This window comes from Rudaea cellulosilytica DSM 22992 (genome assembly GCF_000378125.1).
GTDB classification, from domain to species: Bacteria; Pseudomonadota; Gammaproteobacteria; order Xanthomonadales; family Rhodanobacteraceae; genus Rudaea; species Rudaea cellulosilytica.
Window position 1 is genome coordinate 772,083 of the sequence record NZ_KB899242.1, and the last position, 24,567, is coordinate 796,649.

The 24,567-nt window shown below is 64.5% G+C and carries 9 protein-coding genes; 7 read left to right on the top strand and 2 right to left on the bottom strand.

Translation table 11 applies throughout. From position 1 onward, the window contains the following. Nucleotides 1-95: 95 nt before the first annotated feature. Nucleotides 96-13,643 carry a DUF11 domain-containing protein gene (locus tag F455_RS22980; RefSeq protein WP_157578791.1) on the bottom strand — a complete coding sequence of 4,516 codons (13,548 nt, stop codon included), beginning with the start codon at nucleotides 13,641-13,643 and terminating at the stop codon, nucleotides 96-98. 1,058 nt (nucleotides 13,644-14,701) lie between these two features. On the opposite strand from F455_RS22980, the gene F455_RS0113290 reads away from it, so the two are divergent. The 5 genes from F455_RS0113290 to F455_RS20870 all read left to right on the top strand — a co-directional run bounded on the left by F455_RS0113290 (nucleotide 14,702) and on the right by F455_RS20870 (nucleotide 19,373). Beyond that, nucleotides 14,702-15,400 carry a response regulator transcription factor gene (locus F455_RS0113290; RefSeq protein ID WP_083918947.1) on the top strand — a complete coding sequence of 233 codons (699 nt, stop codon included), beginning with the start codon at nucleotides 14,702-14,704 and terminating at the stop codon, nucleotides 15,398-15,400. Between the two features lie 157 nt (nucleotides 15,401-15,557). Beyond that, complete coding sequence (gene ppx, locus F455_RS0113295; RefSeq protein ID WP_018973794.1) at nucleotides 15,558-17,090, top strand: exopolyphosphatase; 1,533 nt, start codon at nucleotides 15,558-15,560, stop codon at nucleotides 17,088-17,090. Nucleotides 17,091-17,164: 74 nt separating this feature from the next. After that, entirely contained in the window at nucleotides 17,165-17,848 is a 684-nt protein-coding gene (locus tag F455_RS0113300; RefSeq protein WP_018973795.1) for a peptidylprolyl isomerase, read from the top strand. A 77-nt stretch (nucleotides 17,849-17,925) separates the two neighbouring features. Then, the gene (locus F455_RS0113305) at nucleotides 17,926-18,615 is read left to right on the top strand and encodes a UDP-2,3-diacylglucosamine diphosphatase (RefSeq protein WP_018973796.1); all 690 of its coding nucleotides are present in this window, start codon (nucleotides 17,926-17,928) and stop codon (nucleotides 18,613-18,615) included. Between the two features lie 95 nt (nucleotides 18,616-18,710). Continuing rightward, nucleotides 18,711-19,373 (top strand): SH3 domain-containing protein, encoded by a 663-nt coding sequence (locus tag F455_RS20870; RefSeq protein WP_018973797.1) that lies wholly within the window; start codon nucleotides 18,711-18,713, stop codon nucleotides 19,371-19,373. 57 nt (nucleotides 19,374-19,430) lie between these two features. On the opposite strand, the gene F455_RS0113315 is transcribed toward F455_RS20870, so the two are convergent. After that, on the bottom strand, nucleotides 19,431-22,133 hold the full coding sequence (locus tag F455_RS0113315; RefSeq protein WP_018973798.1) for a DUF1631 family protein: 2,703 nt from the start codon (nucleotides 22,131-22,133) through the stop codon (nucleotides 19,431-19,433). A 534-nt stretch (nucleotides 22,134-22,667) separates the two neighbouring features. Here F455_RS0113315 and F455_RS22585 point away from each other — a divergent pair. After that, on the top strand, nucleotides 22,668-22,760 hold the full coding sequence (locus F455_RS22585; protein ID WP_018973800.1) for a potassium-transporting ATPase subunit F: 93 nt from the start codon (nucleotides 22,668-22,670) through the stop codon (nucleotides 22,758-22,760). Then, nucleotides 22,757-24,562, top strand: coding sequence for a potassium-transporting ATPase subunit KdpA (kdpA, locus tag F455_RS0113335; RefSeq protein WP_018973801.1), 1,806 nt, complete (start codon nucleotides 22,757-22,759; stop codon nucleotides 24,560-24,562). Before F455_RS22585 ends, kdpA begins: the two co-directional genes overlap by 4 nt. The last annotated feature ends 5 nt before the right edge of the window (nucleotides 24,563-24,567 follow it).

The following is a 24,567-nucleotide window of genomic DNA, read 5'->3' on the forward strand; positions in this document are numbered from 1 at the left end:
GCGTAAACACCAGCGATCGTCTTCGACGTTCGAAGCGATTGCGCCGAACGTTCCGGTCCGTCGGGAACGTTCGGCGCGCCATTGATTTCGGGTCGCTATTTCCGTTGCCGCAGTCCGCGTATGGCTTGATAGGCAAGCATCACCGTCATTAGCCACAACATCCAGCGCGCATCGATCGGCGCCGCCACCGGCGGTATCGTCGGCGTGTATTGCGCACTGCCCTGCACCGACTGCGCACAGGCCGTCACGTTCGTCGTGTTGTTCTGCGTATCCCAACACGCCGAGGCCGTGTTCGTCACCGCCAACGGACCGTTGACGAAGCGCGCCTGGAATGCAATCGACAATCGATTCGGCCCCGACGCGGCATTGGCAACACCGTAGTCAGACTGCATCAGTGCGTCCACCACGATGCGGTTGTTCGCCGCATCGAACGTACAGTTGCTGATCGTCGAGCCACCGAACGTCGTGCAGGTCAGCGTGCCGCTGACGAAGGTCATGTTCGCCGGCATCGGATCGCGGATCTCCAGGTTCTGTGCCGCCAGGTTCTGATTGTTGTCGACCACGATCGACCACAACAGCGTCTGCGCATTCACCACCGTCGCCGCCTTGGTGATGAACGGCGGATCGAACGCATTCGGCGGTGAACTCGTCGTCGTGCCCGTGCATGGCGGCGCGGTGTTGCCCGGACTGCACAGGCCACCTGACGGCGGGGTGACACTCACCGTGTTGGTCACCGTGCCCGCCGGCGTCGCACTGACCGTGGCCGTGATCGTGTAGACCACGCGGCCGCCGGCCGGCAAGGTTGCGATCGTTTCGTTCAACGCACCGCTGTTCGGACCGGCGCCGTTCGGACACACCGCCCCGCCCGTCGCTGCGCAAGTCGTCGAATACGCCGTCAGGCCGCTCGCGATCGGATCGGACACCTGCGTGTTGTCCGCCGCGATGCTGCCAGTATTGGCCACTGTCACCGTGTAGACGATCGTGCCGCCCGGGATCAGGCTCGGTGTGTTCGCCGTCTTCGTCACGCTGACTTGCGGCACCGGCGGCACAGTCACCGAGCTCGCGCAGGGTGGCGGCGTGTTGTTCGGCGTGCACAGGCCACCGTTCGGCGGCGTTGCGGTCGCCGTATTCGTCACGGTCGATGGCGGGGTCGCAATCACGGTTGCCGTCACCGTGTACGTCACCGTGCTACCCGCGGGGAACGTGGCGAGCATTTCGTTCAAGTCACCCGTGCCGCTCGCGTTCGGACAGACCGCACCGCCACTCGCCGCACACGTCCACGTTTGGCTGGCAATGCCGGTTGGGGCCGGATCGGACACTGTCGTCCCGGCCGCACTCACACTGCCCGTGTTGCTCGCCACGATCGTGTAGACGATCTGGCCATTCGGTGTCAGCGTCGTTGCCGGCGTGCTCTTCTGCACGCTCACCTGCGGCACCGGCGGTACCGTCACGATGCTGTCGCACGGTGGCGCGGTGTTCCCCGGCGTACACACCCCTCCGGGCGGCGGCGTCGCCGTCGCCGTGTTCGTCACGTGAGCCGGTGGATTCGCGCTTACTGTCGCTGTCACCGTGTACGTCACCATGCCACCCGCCGGAAACGTCGCTAGGGTTTCGTTCAAGCTACCGCTACCCGACGCGCTCGGACACACCGCACCGCCCGTCGCATTGCATGTCCAGATCTGGCTCGCGATGCCTGCCGGGATCGGATCGGTCACTGCCGTGCCCGACGCATCGACCGTGCCGGTGTTGCCCACCACGATCGTATAGACGATCGTGGCATTCGGCGTCAGCGTCGTCGCGGTCGTGCTCTTCTGGATGCTCACCTGCGGCACCGGCGGCACGGTCACTGTGCTGTTGCACGGCGGTTGCATGTTGCCCGGGGTGCACACCCCTCCGGTCGGCGGCGTCGCCATCGCGGTATTCGTCACGTGCGCCGGCGGCGTCGCGCTCACCGTCGCCGTCACCGTATACGTCACTCCGCCACCCGCCGGGAATGTCGCCAGCGTTTCGTTCAGCGCACCGTTGCCGCTGGCGTTCGGACACACCGCGCCACCGGAGGCGCTGCATGTCCAGGCCTGGCTCGCGATACCGGTCGGGATAGGATCCGACACGACTGAGCCAGACGCACTCACGCTGCCGGTGTTGCTCGCCACGATCGTGTACACGATCGTGGCGTTCGGCGTCAGTGTCGTCGCCGGCGTGCTCTTGGCGATGCTCACCTGCGGCACCGGCGCACCGATCACCGTCGCGCTGCACGGCGGCGCCGTGTTCCCCGGCGTGCACACGCCTCCGCTCGGCGGCGTGGTCGTGGCCGTGTTGATCACCTGCGCCGGTGGGTTCGCACTCACCGTCGCCGTCACCGTGTACGTCACCACATTGCCCGGATCGAAGGTGATCAGGGTTTCGTTCAACGCGCCGCTGCCACTGGCGTTCGGACATACTCCGCCGCCGCTCGCGCTGCAGGTCCAGGTCTGGCTCGCGATGCCGGCCGGAATCGGATCAGACACGACCGTGGTATCCGCATCGATCGAACCGGTGTTGGTCACCACGATCGTATAGATCACCGTGCCGCCCGGGATCAGCACCGACGTGTTGGCCGTCTTGGTGATGCCGACCTGTGGTACCGGCGGCACGATCACCGTGCTGTTGCACGGCGGCGGCGTGTTGTTCGGTTCGCATACGCCGCCGGTCGGCGGTGTTGCCGTTGCGGTGTTCGTCACGTGCGCGGGTGGGGCCTCACTCACAGTGGCGGTCACTGTATAGGTCAGCGTACTGCCCGCCGGGAAGGTCGCCAGCGTTTCGTTCAACGTGCCACTGCCGCTCGCGTTCGGACACGCGGCGCCGCCCGCGGCGCTGCAGGTCCAAGTCTGGCTGTCGATACCGGTTGGGATCGGATCGGACAAGACCGTACCTGCCGCGTCGACTGCACCGGTGTTGCTGGCCACGATCGTGTACACGATTTGACCGCTCGGCGTCAGTGTCGTCGCCAGCGTGCTCTTGGCGATACTCACCTGCGGCACGGGCGGCACGATGACGGTACTGCCGCACGGCGGTGCCGTGTTCCCCGGCGTGCACACCCCTCCATTCGGCGGCGTCGCCGTCGCCGTGTTCGTCACGTGTGCCGGCGGGTTAGCAGCCACCGTCGCCGTCACCGTGTAGGTCACCGTGCTACCTGCAGGGAATGTCGCCAGCGTTTCGTTCAACGCACCGTTGCCGCTCGCATTCGGACACGCGGCACCGCCCGTAGCGCCGCACGTCCACGTCTGGCCGGCGAGGCCGGTCGCGATCGGATCGGCTATGACCGTACCCGCCGCATCGACGGCGCCCGTGTTGTTGACGACGATCGTGTAGACGATCTGGCCGCCCGGCGTCAGCGTCGTCGTCGGCGTGCTCTTCTGGATACTCACTTGCGGGAACGGCGGCACGACCACGATGCTGTTGCAAGGCGGTGTCGTGTTGCCCGGCGTGCACAACCCTCCGCTCGGCGGTATCACCGTTGCCGTGTTCGTCACATGCGCCGGCGGGTTGGCGCTCACCGTCGCGGTCACCGTGTAGGTCACCGAACTGCCTGCCGGGAAGATCGCCAGCGTTTCGTTGAGCGCACCGCTGCCGCTTGGGTTCGGACATGCCGCCCCGCCGGTCGCCACGCTGCAGATCCATGTCTGGCTGGCAATGCCGGTCGGGGGCGGATCGGACACGACTGTGCCCGCGGCATCCACCGACCCGGTGTTGCTCGCCACGATGGTGTACACAATCGTGCCGCCCGGCGTCAGCGTTGTAGTGTTCGCCGTCTTGGCGACGCTTACCTGCGGCACCGGCGGCACAGTCACGATGCTCTCGCATGGAGGCGCGGTGTTGCTCGGCGTGCATACACCTCCGCTCGGCGGCATTGCCGTCGCCGTGTTCGTCACGTGTGCCGGCGGATTCGCGCTCACTGTCGCGGTCACCGTGTAAGTCACCGAACTGCTCGCCGGGAATGTCGCCAAGGTTTCGTTCAAATTGCCGCTGCCCGAAGCGTTTGGACAGACGGCGCCACCGCTCGCCGCGCAGGCCCAGGTCTGGCTCGCGATGCCGGCGGGGATCGGATCGGACACTATGGTGCCCGCGGCGCTCACCGTGCCGGTGTTGCTCGCTACGATCGTGTACACAATCGTGCCGCCCGGCGTCAGCGTCGTTGCCGGTGTGCTCTTCTGAATGCTCACTTGCGGTACCGGCGGCACGATCACGATGCTGCCGCACGGCGGCGCCGTGTTGCCCGGCGTGCATACGCCTCCGGGCGGCGGTGTCGCCGTCGCTGTGTTCGTCACCTGTGCCGGCGGATTCGCGCTCACGGTTGCCGTCACCGTGTAGGTCACCGTGCTGCCGGCCGGAAACGTCGCCAGCGTTTCGTTCAAATTGCCGCTACCCGACGCGTTCGGACATGCTGCACCGCTGCTGGCTGCACACGTCCATGTCTGGCTGGCAATGCCGGTCGGGATCGGGTCGGCGACAACCGTGCCCGCGGCGTTCACCACACCGGTGTTGCTCGCCACGATCGTGTAGACGATCGTGCCGCCCGGTGTCAGCGTCGTTGCCGGTGTGCTCTTCTGGATGCTCACCTGCGGCACCGGCGGCACGACCACGATGCTGTTGCACGGCGGCGTGGTATTGCCCGGAGTGCACACGCCTCCCGGCGGCGGATTTACGCTCGCTGTGTTCGTCACGTGTGCCGGCGGATTCGCGCTCACCGTTGCGGTCACCGTGTAGGTCACCGTGCTTCCGGCAGGGAACGTTGCCAGCGTCTCGTTCAAGTTGCCGCTGCCCGAGGCGTTCTGGCACGTCGCACCACCGCTCGCCGCGCACGTCCAGCTCTGGCTCGCGATGCCGGTTGGGATCGGATCGGACACCACGGCTCCTGCCGCGTCGACCGTGCCTGTGTTGCTCGCCACGATCGTGTAGACGATCTGCCCACCCGGCGTCAGCGTCGTCGCCGGCGTGCTCTTCTGGATGCTGACCTGCGGCACCGGCGGCACCGTCACGATGCTGTTGCAGGGCGGCGGCGTGTTGTTCGGCGTGCACACGCCTCCCGACGGCGGCGTTGCCGTCGCCGTGTTCGTCACGTGCGCCGGCGGATTCGCACTCACCGTTGCCGTCACCGTATAGGTCACGGAACTGCCCGCCGGGAACGTCGCCAGCGTCTCGTTCAAGCTGCCGGTGCCACTCGCGTTCGGGCACGCCGCACCGCCGGTGGCGTTGCACGTCCAGGCCTGGCTTGCAATGCCGGCCGGAATCGGATCGGACACCACCGTGCCCGCGGCATCGACCGTGCCGGTGTTGCTCGCCACGATCGTGTAGACGATCTGATCACCCGGCGTCAGCGTTGTCGCCGGTGTGCTCTTCTGGATGCTCACCTGCGGCACCGGCGGCACCGTCACGATGCTGTTGCAAGGTGGCGGCGTGTTGGTGGGCGTGCATACGCCTCCCGACGGCGGCGACGCCGTGGCCGTATTTGTCACATGCGCCGGCGGGTTCGCACTCACCGTCGCGGTCAAGGTGTAGGTCACCGAGCTGCCCGCCGGGAATGTGGCCAACGTTTCGTTCAACGCACCGCTGCCGCTCGCGTTCGGGCATGAGGCACCGCCGCTGGCGCTGCATGTCCAGCTCTGACTGGCAATGCCGGTCGGAATCGGATCGGCGACGAGCGTACCCGCAGCATCGACCGTGCCGGTGTTGCTCGCTGCGATCGTGTAGACAATCTGGCCGCCCGGCGTCAGCGTCGTTGCCGGCGTGCTCTTCTGGATATTCACCTGCGGCACCGGCGGCACCGTCACGATGCTGTCGCAGGGCGGCGGCGTGTTGTTCGGCATGCACACGCCTCCCGTCGGCGGCGTCGCTGTGGCCGTATTCGTCACGTGCGCCGGCGGGTTCGCAGTCACCGTCGCCGTCACCGAGTACGTCACCGAGCTACCCGCCGGGAACGTCGTCAGCGTTTCGTTCAGACTGCCGGCACCGATCGCATTCGGGCACACCGCGCCGCCGCTTGCCGCACACGTCCATGTCTGGCTGGCAATGCCGGCCGGAATCGGATCGGACACCACCGTGCCCACCGCGTCGACCGTACCGGTGTTGCTCGCAACGATCGTGTAGACGATCGTGCCGCCCGGCGTCAGCGTCGTCGTCGGGGTGCTCTTCTGGATGCTGACCTGCGGCACCGGCGGTACCGTCACGATGCTGTTGCATGGCGGCGGCGTGTTGTTCGGCGTGCACAGGCCCCCCGTCGGCGGTGTCGCCGTGGCCGTATTCGTCACGCGCGCCGGCGGATTCGCACTCACCGTCGCCGTGACCGTGTACGTCGTCGCGCTGCTCGCCGGGAAGGTCGCCAGCGTTTCGTTCAACGCACCTGTGCCGCTCGCGTTCGGACACACGGCGCCACCGGCCGCACTACAGGTCCAGGCTTGGCTGGCGATTCCGGCCGGAATCGGATCGGACACCACCGTGCCTGCCGCACTCACGCTGCCGGTATTGCTCGCCACGATCGTGTAGACAATCGTGCCTCCCGGCGTCAGCGTCGTCGCCGGCGTGGTCTTGACGATGCTCACCTGCGGCGCCGGCGACAAGATCACCGTGCTGCCGCACGGCGGCGCCGTGTTGCTCGGTGTGCATACGCCGCCCGTCGGGGGCGTCGCCGTCGCCGTATTCGTCACCGTGGCTGGTGGGTTCGCGCTCACCGTTGCCGTGACGGTGTAGGTCACCGTAGCTCCGGCAGGGAACGTCGCCAGCGTTTCGTTCAACGCACCCGTGCCGCTCGCGTTCGGACACGCCGCACCGCCGCTTGCCGCACAACTCCAGCCTTGGCTTGCGATGCCGGTCGGGATCGGATCGGCGACGACCGTACCCGGCGCACTCACCGTGCCGGTGTTGCTAACGACGATGGTGTAGACCACCGTGCCGCCCGGCGTCAGCGTGCTGACGTTCGCCGTTTTTGCGATGCCGATTTGCGGCACCGGAGGCACCGTCACGATACTGTCGCACGGCGGCGGCTTGTTCCCCGGAGTGCACAGGCTTCCTGCAGGCGGCACCAAGGTCGCCGTGTTCGTCACCTGCGCGGGCGGTGCTCCGCTCACCGTCGCCGTAACCGTGTACGTCACCGTGCTGCCGCCCGGGAACGCCGCCAGCGTTTCGCTCAGTCCGCCGCTGCCCGACGCGTTCGGACACGCCGCGCCGCCGCTCGCCGCGCACGTCCACGTCTGGCTCGCGATGCCGGTCGGAATCGGATCGGACACGACCGTGCCCGCCGCACTCACCGAACCGGTGTTGCTCGCTACAATCGTGTAGACAATCGTGCCACCGGGCGTCAGCGTCGTCGCCGGCGTACTCTTCTGGATGCTCACCTGCGGCACCGGCGGCACCGTCACGATGCTGTTGCACGGCGGCGGCGTGTTGTTCGGCGTGCACAGGCTGCCGCCCGGCGGCGTCGCCGTGGCGGTGTTGGTCACCTGCGCCGGCGGCGTCGCGCTTACCGTCGCCGTCACTGTGTAGGTCACCGAGCTGCCGGCCGGGAACGTCGCCAGCGTTTCGCTCAGCGCGCCGCTGCCGCTCGCGTTCGGACACGCTGCGCCGCCCGCCGCACTGCACGTCCACGCCTGACTCGCAATGCCGGTCGGGATCGGATCAGACACCACCGTGCCCGGCGCATCCACCGAGCCGGTATTGCTGGCGACGATCGTGTAGACAATCGTGCCGCCCGGCGTCAGCGTCGTCGCCGGCGTGCTCTTCTGGATGCTTACCTGCGGCGTCGGCGTGACAATGGCCGTACAGGCGCCAGACGGGCAATTCGACGGATCCGGAGTGACCACGGTATTTGTCATCGAAGCCGGCGGATTGGGATTCGCCGTCACCGTGTATTTGATCGTCGCCGTCGCGCCCGCCGCCAGCGGACCGCTCCACGACAACACCGGCGCTGCGTAGGAGGCCGTGCCGGCCGAAGCGCTCAGGTTGTCGCTGTAGGCCGCGCCGGCGAGCACATTGGTGAGATCGTCGGTGAACGAAGCCGGCGCTGCCGCCGAGTACGGCATCGTGCCGTTGTTCGTCACCGTAATCGTATACGTCAGCCCTCCGCCCGGTTGGATGACCGGCGCCGAAGAAGTCTTAGCGAATTTCAGCGTGCACTGCGCCGCCGTCGGCGCCGCAGTAAACGACGTGGAGCCGCTTGAGGTGCCGCCCGGACCATCCGTCAAACTGCCCGCCGTGGTCACGACGCTGGCCACATCATTTACCGGCGCGGTGGTCAGACAGGACACCGGCGGCACTACCGTCTGGTAGCACATCTGCATCGGATCGCCTGTCCACGACAGGGCGGCGGAGGCCGCATTGACTGCCGCCGTATTGGTCACGCCGGTCAAAGTGACTGACGCGCCCAATGATGTGTAGTTACCCGAAACGGCCAGCGAGGAAATATCTAGCGTGGTACCGCTCATTACGACGTTGACGAAGCCCGGCACCGGATTGCCGTTGATGTCGTACAGAGTGACGGTGGTCGATGCGTACTCGGAACCGGTCAACCCGACCAAGGTCAGCTTGTCCCAATTCGACACGTGCGTCCCGCCGTCGCAGTAGAACGACGTCGGCGTCGTCTTCGTGACCGTGGTCGAAGCGCTGACGCACGGGCCCCCGGTGCTTGCGTTGAACACGACGATCTGCGCGCCGTCGCCGTTGTCCGCCATGCATCCGGGCAGATTGGCCAGCGGGCGCACGGTATAGCTCCTCAGGTCTGCCGGGCCGCGGGTCGGCGAGGCGATGCCCGGACCGCTGGTACCGCATTCCGGCACCAAGCCCGTGCCGACGCGCAGGGCAAAGTCGTAACACAGAGTCGTCACGCTGCCATAAGTTGTGTAGTACTTGGTGCCGATCAGCACGCCTGTGCCGAAACCGAAGCTCCCGGGGCCAAAGCCGTATTGCGTCGCGCTCCAAGGATTTGCGATCGGCGTGTTCGAGGTGCTGAAGCAGACCGAGTTGTAGACCGCGCAAGCGCCCAGCACGGTGCCGGTCGACGAAACGACCGGAAACACTTCGCTGGGGTTCGGCCCACTCTGCACGGGCCCCGTGTACTGCGCCGTGGCAATGGTCGGCGTCGCACCCGAGATGTTGTAACCGAACAGATAGTTGTTGTTGTTCCACGAATAGGTGAAATACACATAGTTGCCATACGTGCCGAACTCGGCGAAGTAACCTGAATAGGACGTGGCCGTCTCGGCGCCCGTTCCAGCATTGACTACGCCGCAAGATGCCCCGTTTGCGCCGACGGTCGGATCGAAACAAACCAGACTGCCGTTGATATCGGCGTAGTAATACCTGCCGTTGGCAGCTTGAATGCCATCACCGGCGATGCCGAGGGCACCACTCCCCAGCGCGACGGTGTCAAGCTGGATAAAGCCGCAGCTCACGAGGCTGGTCAGGTTGAGGCACTGCAGGCCAACCGGATAGACACCGCCGACGGCGGCCGACATATGCACCGGCCAATACAGTTTGCCGTTGTAGATGAACGAGCCGTTGACTCCAGATGTGGTGCTTTGCCCTGCGCCACCCGTACCGAGCGGGGTCCCCGCAACCGGGCTTACGTAGGTCGAATACGCCGGCCAGCCAGGGCAGACCGTGTTGCCCAGGGTCGCGCAGAAGACCACCGTTGCGCTGTTGTTGTGATGGAACACGGTGTAGATGTTGTTGCCAAAACCCTCTACCGAATAACCGTCGCCACCCGGCGTATTGAACGTCAGCGTGCTCGCCAGGAACGGCGGCGCCAGCGCCGAAGTGCCGCTGTTCACGCCAGCGACGCGATTGCTGCCCGTCGTCAGCGCGCCCACGCCGTTCACTCCGGCCGGTGGCGTGCCCGTCGTCCAGGTGCCGCCGCTGTTGGTCGTGTACTGCATCGACAGGGATGGCGGTACCTTGAGCGAACCGGGGACGTAGATCTGTCCGTTGGTGATCAGGTCAGTGATATTGACCGTCGCGTTCGAGCCCGTGTTGTTAGAGTAATTCACCACCCACTGGATCGTATCGCCCGGCACCGCGGTGCCAGTCGTGCTCGTGCGCGAATCTGAGGTCGAGCTGTTGACGAGATTCTTTGCGTTCTTGAACAGCGTCGACACGCCGATCGAAGCGTTCGTCAACGTGCAGGAAATCGCCGCACCGTTTACCGGGGTGATCGTCGCCGATCCGCTGAACGCACCGCTCGGCAAGCCGGTCTGCACGTTGTTCAAATCGGTACAAGAAATATTCGAGCTGTACTTCGACAACGGCGTCGAACCGGAGATCGATTCGGTCAAATAATAAGTGGTGCCCGCGATGGCGGTGTAAGTGCCTGTCGTGCCCGTTCCTGCGGTGACCGTCGAGCCGGTGCCCGTCGTGGTGGAATTGGCGGTCGAATTCACCACGGTGCCGCTCGCGCTACCGGTGTGGATTGCGACGGTGAATTGATCGCTCGCCGCGAATCGATTGCCCGCCAACGCTTTCTTCAACGAAATCGTCGGCGCAGTCACCACGATTCCCGCGACATCGCTTGGACTCAGTGCCGGCCCGGTCGGCGGCGTCACCGATGCGACCGCGGTATTGATCAGCGTTCCCGCGGCCGATGCCGTCGTCGTACACGTTTGCGTCTGCGACACACTTGGCGCGAGCGAGCCAACCGTGAAATTGCACGAAGGCGCAATGGCATCGGTCACCGAAATACCGGACAACGCGCCCGTGCCCAAATTGGTGATCACGATCTTGTACGGAATCGTGTCGCCTAGGTTGTACTGCTGATAGTCGGCCGAAGTATTCGCGTCGTGATAATCCGCAGGATTCGCCGGATTGCCACCTTTAACCAACACGTACTTGACGATGCCGAGCGCGTAACAATTGCCGATCGTCGTCGTTGCCGACGAAAGCATCGGCAATGCGGTGTGACCGGTAATGGAGTTGGCCGAATTGACCAGCAGTTGTCCGGGCTTGTTGTCCGTCGGCGCCGGCGCGGTGCAGCTCGTTCCCGCCGGCGTGGTAAACGCGATGCGAATGGTTTGCGAGGCACCGGGTGCGAGCGCAGGCCCGATCACGCGGATCGCGGTCGGCGCAGCCGGCTTGGTCGTCGTCCAACCGACTGTGTTACCGGCGATGCTGCCCGGCGTGCCGCCGTTGGACGCGGCGCGCGGATCGTTGCTCAGCGTCGACGGATTGGCGGTGGTGTAATACACCGTCGCTCCGGTCGCGGTCACCGTGCCGATCGTGTACGTCCCACTGATGTTCGTGCCGCGCCCGTCACTGGCGTACGGCAGGATATCGATCGTATCGGTATACGGATTCGATACCGGGTCTTGCGAATTGATCGTCAGATCCCACGCCGACGAATCGCCGTAGAAAGACAGCAGACTCGACTCTACCGATTTGTCGAACGTGGTCGCGCCGTTGTTCGGCACCGTCACGCTGGCGGTTGCTTGTTTTGCGGAGGCTGGGCGGTTGTCTCCGGTAACATCAACCTCCGCCGTGTTGGTGAGAACCGTGCCGGGCGCGATCGCGCTGTTCGCCGCGGTCTGCGCCTTGTAGGTGATCGGCTGCGGCGTGTTCGCCGGCACGTTCGTGAACGTGTAGGTGAGGATCTGCTGCCCCGAGCCGTTGGTTGAAAGCGCCGGCACCGGCGTTCCCGATCCGGCGACGTAGGTCATACCGACCGGCAGGGTGTCGGTGACGGTGAAAGTCTGCGCCGGCGGGCTGGCCGTAGCGAGATCCGCCTCCGCACTGAGCGTGAAGGTCACCGGCACGCCCGGCTGAGCCGACTGGGTCGACGCTGTCTTGGTGATGACGCCATTCGGGCCCTGGATGCGCATCGCATCGCGCTGACCGTTGGTATTCGGACCGTAGGTGCTGCCGGGAATGGTCGCATAGACGGTGTTGTTGGCACTGATGTTGACGTAGTTGTTCAGTGTCGGCCAGCCCGGGAACACGGTCGAAACGTTGTAAGGGGCGTTGAAGGCGCCCACGGTCCACGACTCGGCTCCCACGGGCGCCGTTGTCGGGACGTAACCCCATACCCGCAGCGTGTGATGGAATTGTTTGTCCACCGCCGGGTTCCAGGTCATCTTCACGGCGGTGACACCGGCGGGCAGGCTCACGATGCACAGGTCGTCCGAGTAAGCCGGCGAAATCGACACGGTCTGGCTGGCGCAGGCTGCGGGAAGCGGTGCGGCGATCCATGGGCTTCCGGCGACGCCGACCGGCTCGCCGCAGGTCTCAGTCTTCGTATTGATCGCATCGGTGCGGTACCACAGATGCCCGGTCGTCATATTGGTATAGGACGCGCCGTCGACGCCGACGAAGTCCGCCCATCTCGGGACGAACGCGGCCGGGTTCTGCACCATGCTGCAGGAGCCAGCGATGTCGGCGCCGCCCGCGCCGGTGTAGGCGGACCAGGTCACACTGTCGGCATTGCTGGCTAACGGCTGGTTATAGATCGTGTAAGGGCCGGGATTGGTCGACGTCCCCGCTGCCGGCCAGGGAAGGGTCAGGTTCTGCGCCGCGCCCGGCGCGGCCCACAGATTGGCGTCCCACGGCGAGCGGCCGACAGTCGGGCCGCCCGCCCAACTGATCGCGAACACGCCCGGAAGAATGAGGGTCGTGGTCGAGGAGTCGTTGGAAGTATTGGTCTCGGGCTGAGTAACGCTGTCAATGAAGGTGAACGTGCTCGGCGTCGCTGTGAAGCTCACGCCGGTGCTGGCCGTGATCTGGCTGGTGTAGCTAAAGATAAGCTGCCCTGCGGCGACGAAGTTCGTCGTCGACGGGATCGCCTGGTAGAGACTGTCAACTGTAGGGACGTGCTGCAGGGAGTAGTCCAGGCCGCTCAATGTGACCGTATAGTGCGTGCCGCTGCCACTGATCGAACAGGTCGGGAAGTTCGTCCTATTGGGGAAGCTCGAGGCGGAGTGTGGAATCCCCGGGAATTGCGCAGAGTCGTCGACCGCCGCGCAGCCTTCCCACTGAAGGCCCGGCAACTGGCCGGCGACGGATACTGCGATATCCACCGTGAATGTGTACGTCGCCGGACCCGGAACGCTGCCCGCAGTCATCGAAACACCGTAGTCGACCACCACGTACGGGCGATTGCCGCCGCTGCGACTGGTGATGGTGTTTTGCTGGTAATTCTGATTTGGCGCGCCGAGTATCAGATCCATGCCGTGGCTGCCGGTGATCGTGAGACCCGGCGTGGTTACCGATGGCGTTGGAGCCGCGGCGGAGTCCGAAGTGGCGCTTCCCGATACCGACAACGTCGATCCCACCGTGCCGTTGGCCTTAAGCGGTGCCTGGATGACGGTCGCCGTGCCTTCATTGATCGTGCCGAGGTTGCACACCAGCTGGGTGCCGTTGGCGCTGATCGCCGACACCGGAGTCACACCGGTCGTCTTGCACATCGAGGGGATACTTGAAAATGCCCCGTTGGCGGCGATCAACGTGACACGTACGTTATTCACAGGGTCGTTCGCCTGCGGATTGTTCGCGTCATTTGTGCTGACATGCCACTCGGCCGTCACCGTGCCGCCGTAGGGCGCCGTTGCCGGTGATCCCAGCCAATTCGTCGTGATCTCATGAGTGGCGGATGTCGCCGCCGACGCCGCTGGCGCAATTGCGAATGCCCCCAAGATTCCGACTGCAGTGGTCAGATGCAGAAACAGACGAGCTAATCGACTCTTTGCGCCTACGGGCTTCGGAACAAGGGCAAAGCGGTAGTTTGTGTGAGGGACTCCGGACACAGACATCGACATAGCTCCCTGTTGTTACTTGACGGGTGAACTCGCGAGGCGCGAAAGCGCGTAAGCACGCGTATCGATCTCGGCGCACGACGATTCGGTCCCGGCGATACCGATTCGCCGGAAAGACCCTTGTGCTTCATGAGACGTCGACCAACTAGAGCGGATGCGCGCGTCCGCTGAGCGAAATCGGCAAGCGATAGCGCGTTCTGCAAACGCGGCTCGGTTAGCAGGTTCGTTTGAAATGAAAAGCGAAAAAATCGATCGCGCACCCGAGCGGCGCGACGAAGTCATCCATTGGTCTGCTCTGCTTTCCGCTTCGCCGTCGATCGATCGCAGCGGCCACGCAAACTCACTCGCCATACCTAGCAGCATGCCTCACCCCGGTGCCTGAGTTTTGTCGCGAAACAAGATCAGAATCCGTCTGATCGCGATCGGCGCTCATCACGCAATATTGGAGATCGGCCGCAAGACACTACCTGCGACGAAGATCGCCCACCCTTGAAATTGCGTGAGGAATTGTGCGAACGCGTTAGTGCGTTGGCCGGAAGGTAACGAATCAGCAAGGCAGATTCATTCACCAATTCTCACCGATTCTCACATCGTCAAATCAACGGCATCGAAGATCGAAATTCGCAGCATGAAGAAAAGTTCATGTTGTTCGATGCGATGACGCCGTGCGCGGAGAAACGAGCACTGATACTGATTCGATGAGCGATATGAAAAAATGAATATATCGATCAGATTTCCTTGGTGCACAAAGGAATTCGACGTATTGCAAAGGCGATCTGCGTGCACGCGCGGCGCGCATCGCAAAAAAAAACGTCGACAACCATCATCCTTCCGACTTATAACGATTGATACAAATGTGACCGCTATCACTCCGAAAAAAATTTCGGAGCCTGCACAATTCGCGGTTGCCGTGATTCGTTCCAATGTGATCGATTGTCGTGTCTTTTAAAGTTGCTGTGCTAGAAAATGATTCCTCTTCGCTCACCGACACAGTTACCCCCGGACTGACTTCGCTTGGATTCGATGCCGAAGGTTTCGGCACGGCAAACGAGCTGTACCGGAGGATGCTCGCCAAATCGTTCGACGCGATCGTTGTCGATATCGCCGTACCTGACGAGAATGGATTTGAGGTTGCGCACTATCTGCGCGCCCATTCCCGACTCGCCATCGTCGCTGTGGGCAAGTCACGTCTCAGCGAAGCGGACAAAATGAAGGTGCAAGCGGACGCCTGGCTGACCAAACCGATCGACATCGACGTGCTCGGCGCCGTCCTCTCCGATCTGCACAAGCGCAAGCTGTCAGGCGGTCTCGCGCGGACTACGGCGAAGAGATGGCGAGTCGATCCGACCGACTGGAAACTGTATGCGCCGGACGGACGCAACATCACGCTTAGTCTGTCCGAACGGTTGGTCATGCAGCGGCTGCTGGTCGCGCCCGGCGAGGTGGTCGCACGCGACGAGCTGATCACCGTGCTCACCGACAGCGCCTACGACTTCGATCCCCATCGCCTGGAAATGCTCGTCCATCGCCTGCGCCGCAAAGTCAGCAATACGCTCCTTCTTTCCCTGCCGTTGCGCACCGTGCGCGGCATCGGCTACACGATGCTGACTTCGGCTGGAGATTCCGCTCATCTCTGAAGACCGTTCGGCACGGCTTCCATCCCTCGTTTGCCTTGCCCTGCGCCCCCGCGCGGTGCTCGTCGCTTCGGCAAAAAGTAAGGACTGTCATATTTCGCTTGCGTTGCATGGTTAGGATTTGCGATCGTCTGTATCGAAGCATCGGGAAGTCCACGTCGTGAGCAACGTTCGCAACCAGAAGATCAGCAACGGCGAGCTGCTCGCCGCCGTCGACATGGGCTCGAACAGCTTCCATCTCGTCGTCGCGCGCTACGAGCACGGCGAGTTGCGCGTGATCGATCGCCTGCGCGACAGCGTGCGCATGGCCGCCGGCCTGCGCGCCGACGGCAGCCTCGACGACACGCGTCGCGATCGCGCCCTTGCCTGCCTCGCGCGCTTCGGCCAGCGCCTGTCGGGCCTGCCGCCCGAGCGCGTGCGCGCGGTGGCGACGAACACGGTGCGCCGCCTCGCCGTGCCGGGTACCTTCCTGGTTCCCGCCGAAGACGCGCTCGGCCATGCGATCGAAGTCGTCTCCGGCCGTGAGGAAGCGCGCCTGATCTATCTTGGCGTCGCCCACGGCATCCCCGAATCGTCCGAACGCCGCCTGGTCATCGACATCGGCGGCGGCAGCACCGAGTTCATCATCGGCCAGCGCTTCGAAGCGCTGGAGAAGGAAAGCCTGCAGATGGGCTGCGTCGCGAGCACGATGCGCTTTTTTGACGACGGCAAGCTCAGCACCAAGCGCTGGCAGCGCGCGCAGGACGAAATCGCAGTCGAACTGCAGCAGTTCGCCGCCGACTACCGCGCGCACGGCTGGAGCGAGACGATAGGATCGAGCGGCACCGCGAAGGCGATCGGCAACGTCGCCCAAGCCTGCGGTTGGAGCGACACCGGCATCTCGCGTACCGCGCTGGAGAAGATCCGCGACGCCCTGCTCGATGCCGGCAGCATCGACAAGATCCGCCTGCCCGGTCTCGCCGAAGACCGCGTCGGCGTGTTCGCCGGCGGTGTCGCCATCCTCGAGGCCGCGTTCGCTGCGCTCGACATCCGCCAGATGCGCGTCTGCGAAACCGCCATGCGCGAAGGCCTGCTCTACGACATGGTCGGCCGTGCCGAGCATCGCGATCCGCGCACCGCGAGCATCGCTGCGCTGGCCCATCGTTACGGCGTCGACCGTGCCCACGCAGCGCGCGTCGAAGCGACCGCCCATGCCCTGTTCGATTCGATCGCGCAGGACTGGCAGCTCGGTCGCGACGAACGCGACTGGCTGGCTTGGGCCGCACACATCCATGAGATCGGCCTGGCGATCGCTCACAGCCAGCACCACGTGCACGGTGCGTACATCGTCGAGAACTCCGACCTCGCCGGTTTCGCCCGCCACGAACAGATCGTGCTCGCGATCATCCTGCGCTGCCACCGGCGCAAGCCCGACCAGAGCATCATCGACATCGCCCCCGAACGCCTGCGCCGCTCGACTGCGCGCATTACTGCCCTGCTGCGCCTTGCGGTGCTGCTGCAACGGGCGCGTAAACCCGAGCCGCTACCCCAGCTCACGCTCAAGCTCGACGACAAGACCCTGCAGTTGCGCCTGCCCGAAGCATGGCTCGACGCGCATCCGCTGACGCGCACCGACCTCGACCAGGAGCGCGACTATCTCAAGCACCTCGACATCAAGCTGCAAGTGAAGACCGGCGAAAAACTCGCGGCATGAGTCCACACGTTTGCGACTGTGCGCACCTCCGCCGTGCCGCTATCATGTCGCACTTTCGCACTCGGAGTTCCTGCATGACCCGCCATCTCCTCCTCAGCCTTGCCTTGTTCGCCGCCGCTCCGCTGGCGCTTGCCCAGGCGCCGTCCAAACCGGCCGCCCAGCCCGCCGCGAAAGCCGTCACGACAAAACCGGCCACCACCGCTCCGGCGAACAAGCCCGCTGCACCTGGGCCCGCAGTGGCAGTGTCATCAGCCAGCAAGGCCGTGCTGCACACGAGTCTGGGCGACATCACGATCGAGCTCAACGCCGAGAAGGCGCCGAAGTCGGTCGAGAATTTCGTCCAGTACGCGAAGGAAGGTTTCTACAACGGCACCGTGTTCCATCGCGTGATCCCCGGCTTCATGGTCCAGGGCGGCGGCTACGCCAAGGACCTGCAGGAGAAGAAGACGCGCGCGCCGATTCGCAACGAGGCGAACAACGGCCTGTCCAACCTCAAGTACAGCGTGTCGATGGCACGCACGCCTGATCCGCACTCGGCGCGCGCGCAGTTCTTCATCAACCTCGTCGACAACAAACGCCTCGACTATACGAGCGACGCGAGCCCGGCCACTTGGGGTTATGCCGTGTTCGGCAAGGTCGTCAAGGGCAGCGAGATCGTGGACAAGATCGCCGCGATCCCGACCGGCGCCGCCGGCCCGTTTTCCAGCGACGTACCGACGACGGCCGTCACGATCGACAAGGTTGACCTGCTGCCTTGACGAACCATGCCTCTCTCCCTCGCGTGGGAGGGGCGTGATCGCCGCGCCGCGCGCGGCGACGTCAGCTGATGCGATCCATGGCAACCCTGCTCATTTCCGATCTGCACCTCGATCCGCAACGTCCGCGGATCATGGATTTGTTCGCCGACCTGCTCGCCGGCGAAGCGCGCCGCGCCGATGCGCTCTACATTCTTGGCGACCTGTTCGATAGTTGGATCGGCGACGACGACGATGCCGCGCTGGCCACGCAGGTCGCCCAAGCCACGCGTGCGCTGCGCGATTCCGGCGTGCCGATCTGGTTCATGCACGGCAACCGCGACTTCCTGCTCGGTGCGGATTACGCTGCGCGCGCCGGCATGAGCCTGCTCGCCGATCCGAGCGTGGTCGAACTCGGCGGCGAGCGCGTGCTGCTGATGCATGGCGACACCTTGTGTACCGACGACACCGAATACCTTAAATTCCGCGCGCTCGTACGTGACCCGCGCTGGCAAGCGCAGTTTCTCGCCAAACCGCTGGCCGAGCGCCGCGCCTTTGCTGCGCAGGCGCGCGGTGAAAGCCAAAAGCACACATCGGCGGCGAGGCCTGAGATCATGGATGTCAACCAGGAAGCGGTCGTCGCAGCGATGCGCGCGCACGGCGTGCGCAGGCTGATCCACGGCCATACGCACCGGCCGGCCACGCACCGGTTCCAGCTGGACGGCCATGCCGCCGAACGCGTGGTGCTCGGCGACTGGTACGAACAGGACAGCGTGCTGCGTTTGAGCTAGGCAGTAGCTTCGGCAAGTTGCGCTTCGCGAACCTGGACACGATTCCCCGCGGAAAAACCGTTACCATGGCCGCTGGAGACCTGCGGGAGATTCGCATGCGATTCGTGACCAGTCTGCTGTTGTCTGCGTTGCTGCTCTGCCTCTCCCCGACCGTCTTCGCCGCAGACGGCTACGTCAGCGCGGACGTCAATCTGCGCGCCGGACCGGGCACGGACTATCCGGCCATTACCGTGGTACCGAAATGGAGCGGCCTGCAGGTGCAGGGCTGTGTCGATGGCTATTCGTGGTGTGACGTGCAAGTCGGCTCCGACCGCGGCTGGATTTACGCCCAGTATCTGGAGTTCGCGCGCGCCGGCGGCGAACCGGTCTATATCAACGACAACGGTCCACAGCTAGGCATTCCCGTCATCACGTTCACGCTGGGCACGTACTGGGACAGCTACTACCGGACGCGGCCCTGGTATCGCCAGCGCAGCTACTGGGCTAGCCGCCCGGCGCCGATCTATCGTCCGTTGCCGTCGCGCCCGCCATGGACACGACCACCGCAGCGGCCGCCGATCAGCCGCCCGCCGCCGCGGCCACGACCGCCGATTGGTTCGGGACCGGGCGGCAGGCCGCCGGTCACCAATCCGCCACCGCGGCCGGGCCCGGGTGGCCGACCGCAACCTGGTTCGGGCAACCGGCCCGGGCGCCCCGGCGACTCGAACAGCGGCCGCCCGCCGCGCCCGCAGACGCGTCCTGCACAGCAAGACGGTTAAGCGACAGCAACCATCGCGGCGCCGACATCGGCGCCGCTCGTCGTGCTGAATTGGATTTCAGGAAAGCGCGGAAGCTACGCTGCTGCGCAATTTCTGGAACATGGACTGCAGGGACCGGTCGAACAGCGACTCGCGCGGAACGATCACGGCAAGCTCGCGATCGAGAAGATCGTCCAGATCGGTCCGGCTTTCTTCGCGCCACAGCGTACCGTCGGTCTTGACCAGGATCGTGCGCCCGGTAAACGCGCCGATCCATGAAACCTTGCCACGACCCGCCCGGCTGGGTTTCGCATCTGCGGAATCCTGCGCGCCCGCCGCGTCGACCTCATCCCTGAATCCGATCCAGTCACCCACCTTCCAACGTGGGGGCGTCGACTTGGTCAAGATCGGCTTGATCCTGAATGTGGATACGCGCGCGTCCGCGACAGACGTTTCCGACGCGGATACCTTGTCCACCTCCGAGGCCGTCTCGTTTACCTGAGCGGCCACTTCGTCCGAACGCGGTTGCATACGGGGCGCAGCAATCAGCCCCTCGAGCCAGTTCCAGCGGAACGCGGGATCAACCTTGATGCGGCCGATGCGGACTTCCGCCCAGTGCCGGAACGTGGCGATCCAGCGCTCGCGTGCTTCGGCCGGCGCCGGCCCTTCCCCGAGCACGCCTTTCCAAGCGCGTTCGATATCCGCCCAATCCTGCTCCAGGCTCGCCCGTGCCTTTGCATCAGGCACCGCGGAGAGCAAGCCGACGACCGCGTCGAGTTGGCGGTCCAGCCACATGGCTTCATAGGAGCGTTTGCCGTGTGCTTCGCAAATCCGGACCTGGTGGTTTACCCAGAGAATCGACAAGGCGTGGCGCAAACCTTCGGGAACCGACTTCCCTTCGAGCCGCTCGCGCATACGCGCGGTGGTTGCGAGACGGATCTGATGCAGATGCGAGTGCAGTTCGGCGGAGTCCGCCGCGGACGCAGCCTGCGTGCGCTCCGGCTGCGCCGTTTCCTCCGACAGTTCCTCCGACAGTTCTTCGGCCGGAGCAGGCGGCTCGGCGCTCGCCAGGGCAGCAACTTGATCGCGCTCACGTTCAGCCGCGCGTGCGTCGAGCATGTCCGACCAGGCGCGAAACTGGGTCCGCTCGCGCTCGAAGAAGGCACGGGTGACATCATGGTTCTTGACGATGCGTCCTACCAGGGAATGCATCCTCAGCATCTTCTCGGCCAGCATCGGGCTGTCCGGCGTGCACCCTTTTCCGACCTCGGCCAGCCGATCCATCAGCGCACGCGCCGGGTGGTCGGCATCCGAAAACATTTCCGCGTCGATCAGGGCCAGACGCAGATAGGGCAATTGCAGGCGCGACAACAACGCTTGGACCGCGGCAGGCAAGGCATCGTCCTTCTGGATGAAGCCGAACATCATCGCAACCATGTCGATGACGTCCTCATGCTCGCCAAGCGGGATGTTGCGCTCCTCCGCCTGCCCTGTCGGAGCAGAAGATCTGCCCGGATGCAATCGACTGCCCAGGTTCCGGCGCAGCTCGAGCTTGAGCCTTTCGGGATCCCAGTGTTCTTCATCGGCATCGCCCACCCAGGAGGTCGGCAACGTAGGCGGCGGCAAGGAGGCGAGCACTTCCATCAGGGTTTCCAGCCCCAATGCCTGTGTCGCAGATTGCGCGACGTCGGCACCCCAGGCTGCGCCATCCAGCGCACCGTCGCTGGGAGCGGCGTGATGGCCGCCCGCATAGGCGCGTGAAGCGGCATAGCGCGCGAGGCGCCGGTGTTCGAGCAATGCGCGCACCGAGGCGGTCAGGCGAGCCTGCTCGACCGTCTCCGGCGGCAAATCCTGCAACGACGTGTATACCGAGCCGGCGTGGACGCCGCCACGGTTCAAGCCGGCAAATTGCGCGGCCGCGGCATGCGCACCTGCATCGAGCCCCGGCACGGTCTCGAGCCACGCGCGCTCTTCGCTGGTGATATGTTGATGTGCGTTTGCGCCGGGAGGCGGTGTCGGATGCATGGGTGCGGATCGGCGCTGCACCGGCGAAGACCAGTTCCAGTTTGGTGCGACGCCGCCCTGCACGAGCAAGCGGTTGAGCTCCTGACAAGCGACGCCCGCCATGCTCACAACAATGCGGTCGAACAGCTTCAACACGACCAGTGCTACTTCGACCGGAAGATCCGGCGATTCATCCAAGGACTTGGCGAAGGTCCGCACCAGCACGGCAGGCGCTGCGGGAACCTCCTCGGCCTGCGCCTCAACACCACTGCGCAGGACCGACAAGCGGTGGAGCAGCGGCGGCAGTTCCATCCGACATAGGGATGCACCCCTGGCGACGGCGCTTTCCACGGCGAGATTGCGCTCGAGCGTCACTTCGTCCACGAGGCTCAATCCCGCGAATCCTCCACCCACCGTCATGCCACCGGCGGCGACCAGGCGCGGTCGAAACGCGCCCGGCGCCTGCGGACGCAGGCTATTCCAGCCGTCGGCGAGATTATCGAACCAGGTCTGGGTGAGGACATCGCGATTCTTGCGCAGGATCCGCATGCCCTCGAAAAACTGCTGGGACGAGGATTCGGAGCGGTCGAACAGCGTGTCGTCGAGCTTTTCGAAGAGCTGGGCGGCAAGGGGGCGAAGCAAGTCGATCTGAGCATTGCTCAGGCGACTCCACCAATCCTGCCTCTGGACGGCGTCGCCGCTGTGCTTGGAGTCGTCGTCGAACTTCCCGTGCGGTTTCGCGGGAGGGGTGTTGTATGGAGGGACTGGCGACGCCATGGCGGTACTTCCCCTAGGGATCCCCGCCTTGCCCCCCAAAGCCCGGCGATGATCTGAAAACGAACGGCCACCGAATGTTAAGGAAAAGGGAAATTTCCGTTCGTGACGGACTTCTCTTTTATTTCAATCACAAACGCGCGATTCCTCACAGTCCGATAACCGTCCGCAACGTGCGCACGCCATGTTTCAACCCGGTTGCGGATTCGATGCGCCGCCGTTTTGCCTGACGGCGATGCCGCGACGGGCCGGCCGCCGATTTTTACCCGGTCTTTACGCGATCTGGACGATTTCCTACGCCTTCCTTATGCGCGCAAACCTAGAGTGGCGACCCCTAGATCGATAGGTCCACGAGGGTTGCCGCTATGGATGTTTGGTATCTGCTGCTGTTGATCGCGCTGATCGGCTCGACAGCCGCCTTCCTGCGCCTCTGCACGCGGCTGGAGGACAAGCCGTGATCGTCTTCTTTGTCGTCGCCACCATGGCGCTCACCCTGGCCGGCCTCTACGTCGCCCTGTGCAAGACGGGAGCGAAGTGATGAGCGCCCTGTATTGGTTTGCCGCCGCGATTGCGTTCGGACTGAGCCTCTATCTGACCATTGCCCTGCTCAAACCGGAGTGGTTCGAATGACCGCAAATGCCTGGCTGCAGATCGGCCTCTATCTGGCCGTCCTGCTCCTTACCGTCAAGCCGCTCGGCACCTACATGGCCGCAGTGTTTTCCGACGCCCCCAATCGGGTGACACGCCTCGGCGCGCCGATCGAGCGTCTCCTCTATCGGCTCTGCGGCGTGCGCGCCGACGAGGACATGAGCTGGAAACGCTACGCCGTCGCCATGCTCGTGTTCAACGTGCTCGGTCTACTCGCCGTCTATCTCTTGCAACGTGTGCAGCAGTGGCTGCCGCTCAACCCGCAGCATTTCGACGCGGTCAGCGCCGACTCCGCGATGAACACCGCGATCAGCTTCGCCACGAACACCAACTGGCAGGGTTACGGCGGCGAGTCGACGATGAGCTATCTGACCCAGATGCTCGGTCTCGCCGTGCAGAACTTCCTCTCTGCGGCGACCGGCATCGCCGTGCTGATCGCGCTGATCCGCGGCTTCGTGCGCAAGACGACGCAGGGCATCGGCAATTTCTGGGTCGATATGACGCGCAGCACGCTCTACGTGTTGCTGCCGCTGTCGCTCGTACTCGCTTTGGTACTCGTCGCGCAAGGCGTGCCGCAGAACTTCAAACCCTACGAAACCGTGCCGCTCGTGCAGGCGACGACGGCGACCGAAACGGTCAAGGACGCCGACGGCAATGCGCAGAAAGATGCCGCTGGCAAGGACGTGACCAAAGAATCGCAAGTCACCGAACAATCGCTGCCACTCGGCCCAGCCGCATCGCAGATTGCGATCAAGCAGCTCGGTACGAACGGCGGCGGCTACTACAACGCGAACTCGGCGCACCCGTACGAGAACCCGACGCCGCTGTCGAACTTTCTCGAAGTGCTCTCGATCCTGCTGCTGCCGGCCGCGCTCTGCTACACCTTCGGCGCGATGGTCGGTGACCGCCGCCAGGGTTGGGCGCTGCTCGCGACGATGTTCGTGATCTTCGTGCCCCTGCTGATCGGCTGCGCGCTGGCCGAACAGGCCGGCAATCCCGCACTCACTGGCTTGAACCTCGACCAGAACGCCACGGTGCTGCAAGCCGGCGGCAACATGGAAGGCAAGGAAACGCGCTTCGGCATCGTCAATTCGGCGATCTGGGCGACGGCGACCACGGCCGCGTCGAATGGCTCGGTCAATGCAACGCACGATTCGTTCACCCCACTTGGCGGTCTTGTGCCGATGTGGCTGATCCAGCTCGGCGAAGTGATCTTCGGCGGTGTCGGTTCGGGCCTGTACGGCATGCTTGCGTTCGCCGTGGTCGCGGTGTTCATCGCCGGTCTGATGGTCGGACGCACGCCGGAATATCTGGGCAAGAAAATCGAAGCCTACGAGATGAAGATGGCGAGTCTCGTCGTGCTGATTCCGTGTGCACTCGTCGTCGTCGGCACGGCGATCGCCGTGCTCGCGCCAGCGGGTGTCGCCGGCATCGCCAACCCGGGCATCCACGGTTTCAGTGAAGTTCTCTACGCACTGTCTTCTGCGTCGAACAACAACGGCAGCGCGTTCGGCGGATTGTCGGCTAACACACCATTCTGGAACGTATTGCTCGGCATCTGCATGTTCCTCGCACGTTTTCCGCTTGCGATCGGCATGCTCGCGATCGCGGGCTCGCTTGCGGCGAAAAAGCACGTACCGCAATCCGCCGGCACGCTGCCGACACACACACCTCTGTTCGTCGTGCTGCTGGCGAGCACGGTAATCGTGATCGGCGCGCTGACCTTCCTGCCCGCGCTTGCGCTCGGACCGATCGCAGAGCAGCTCGTCGCAATCGGCCACTGATTCGT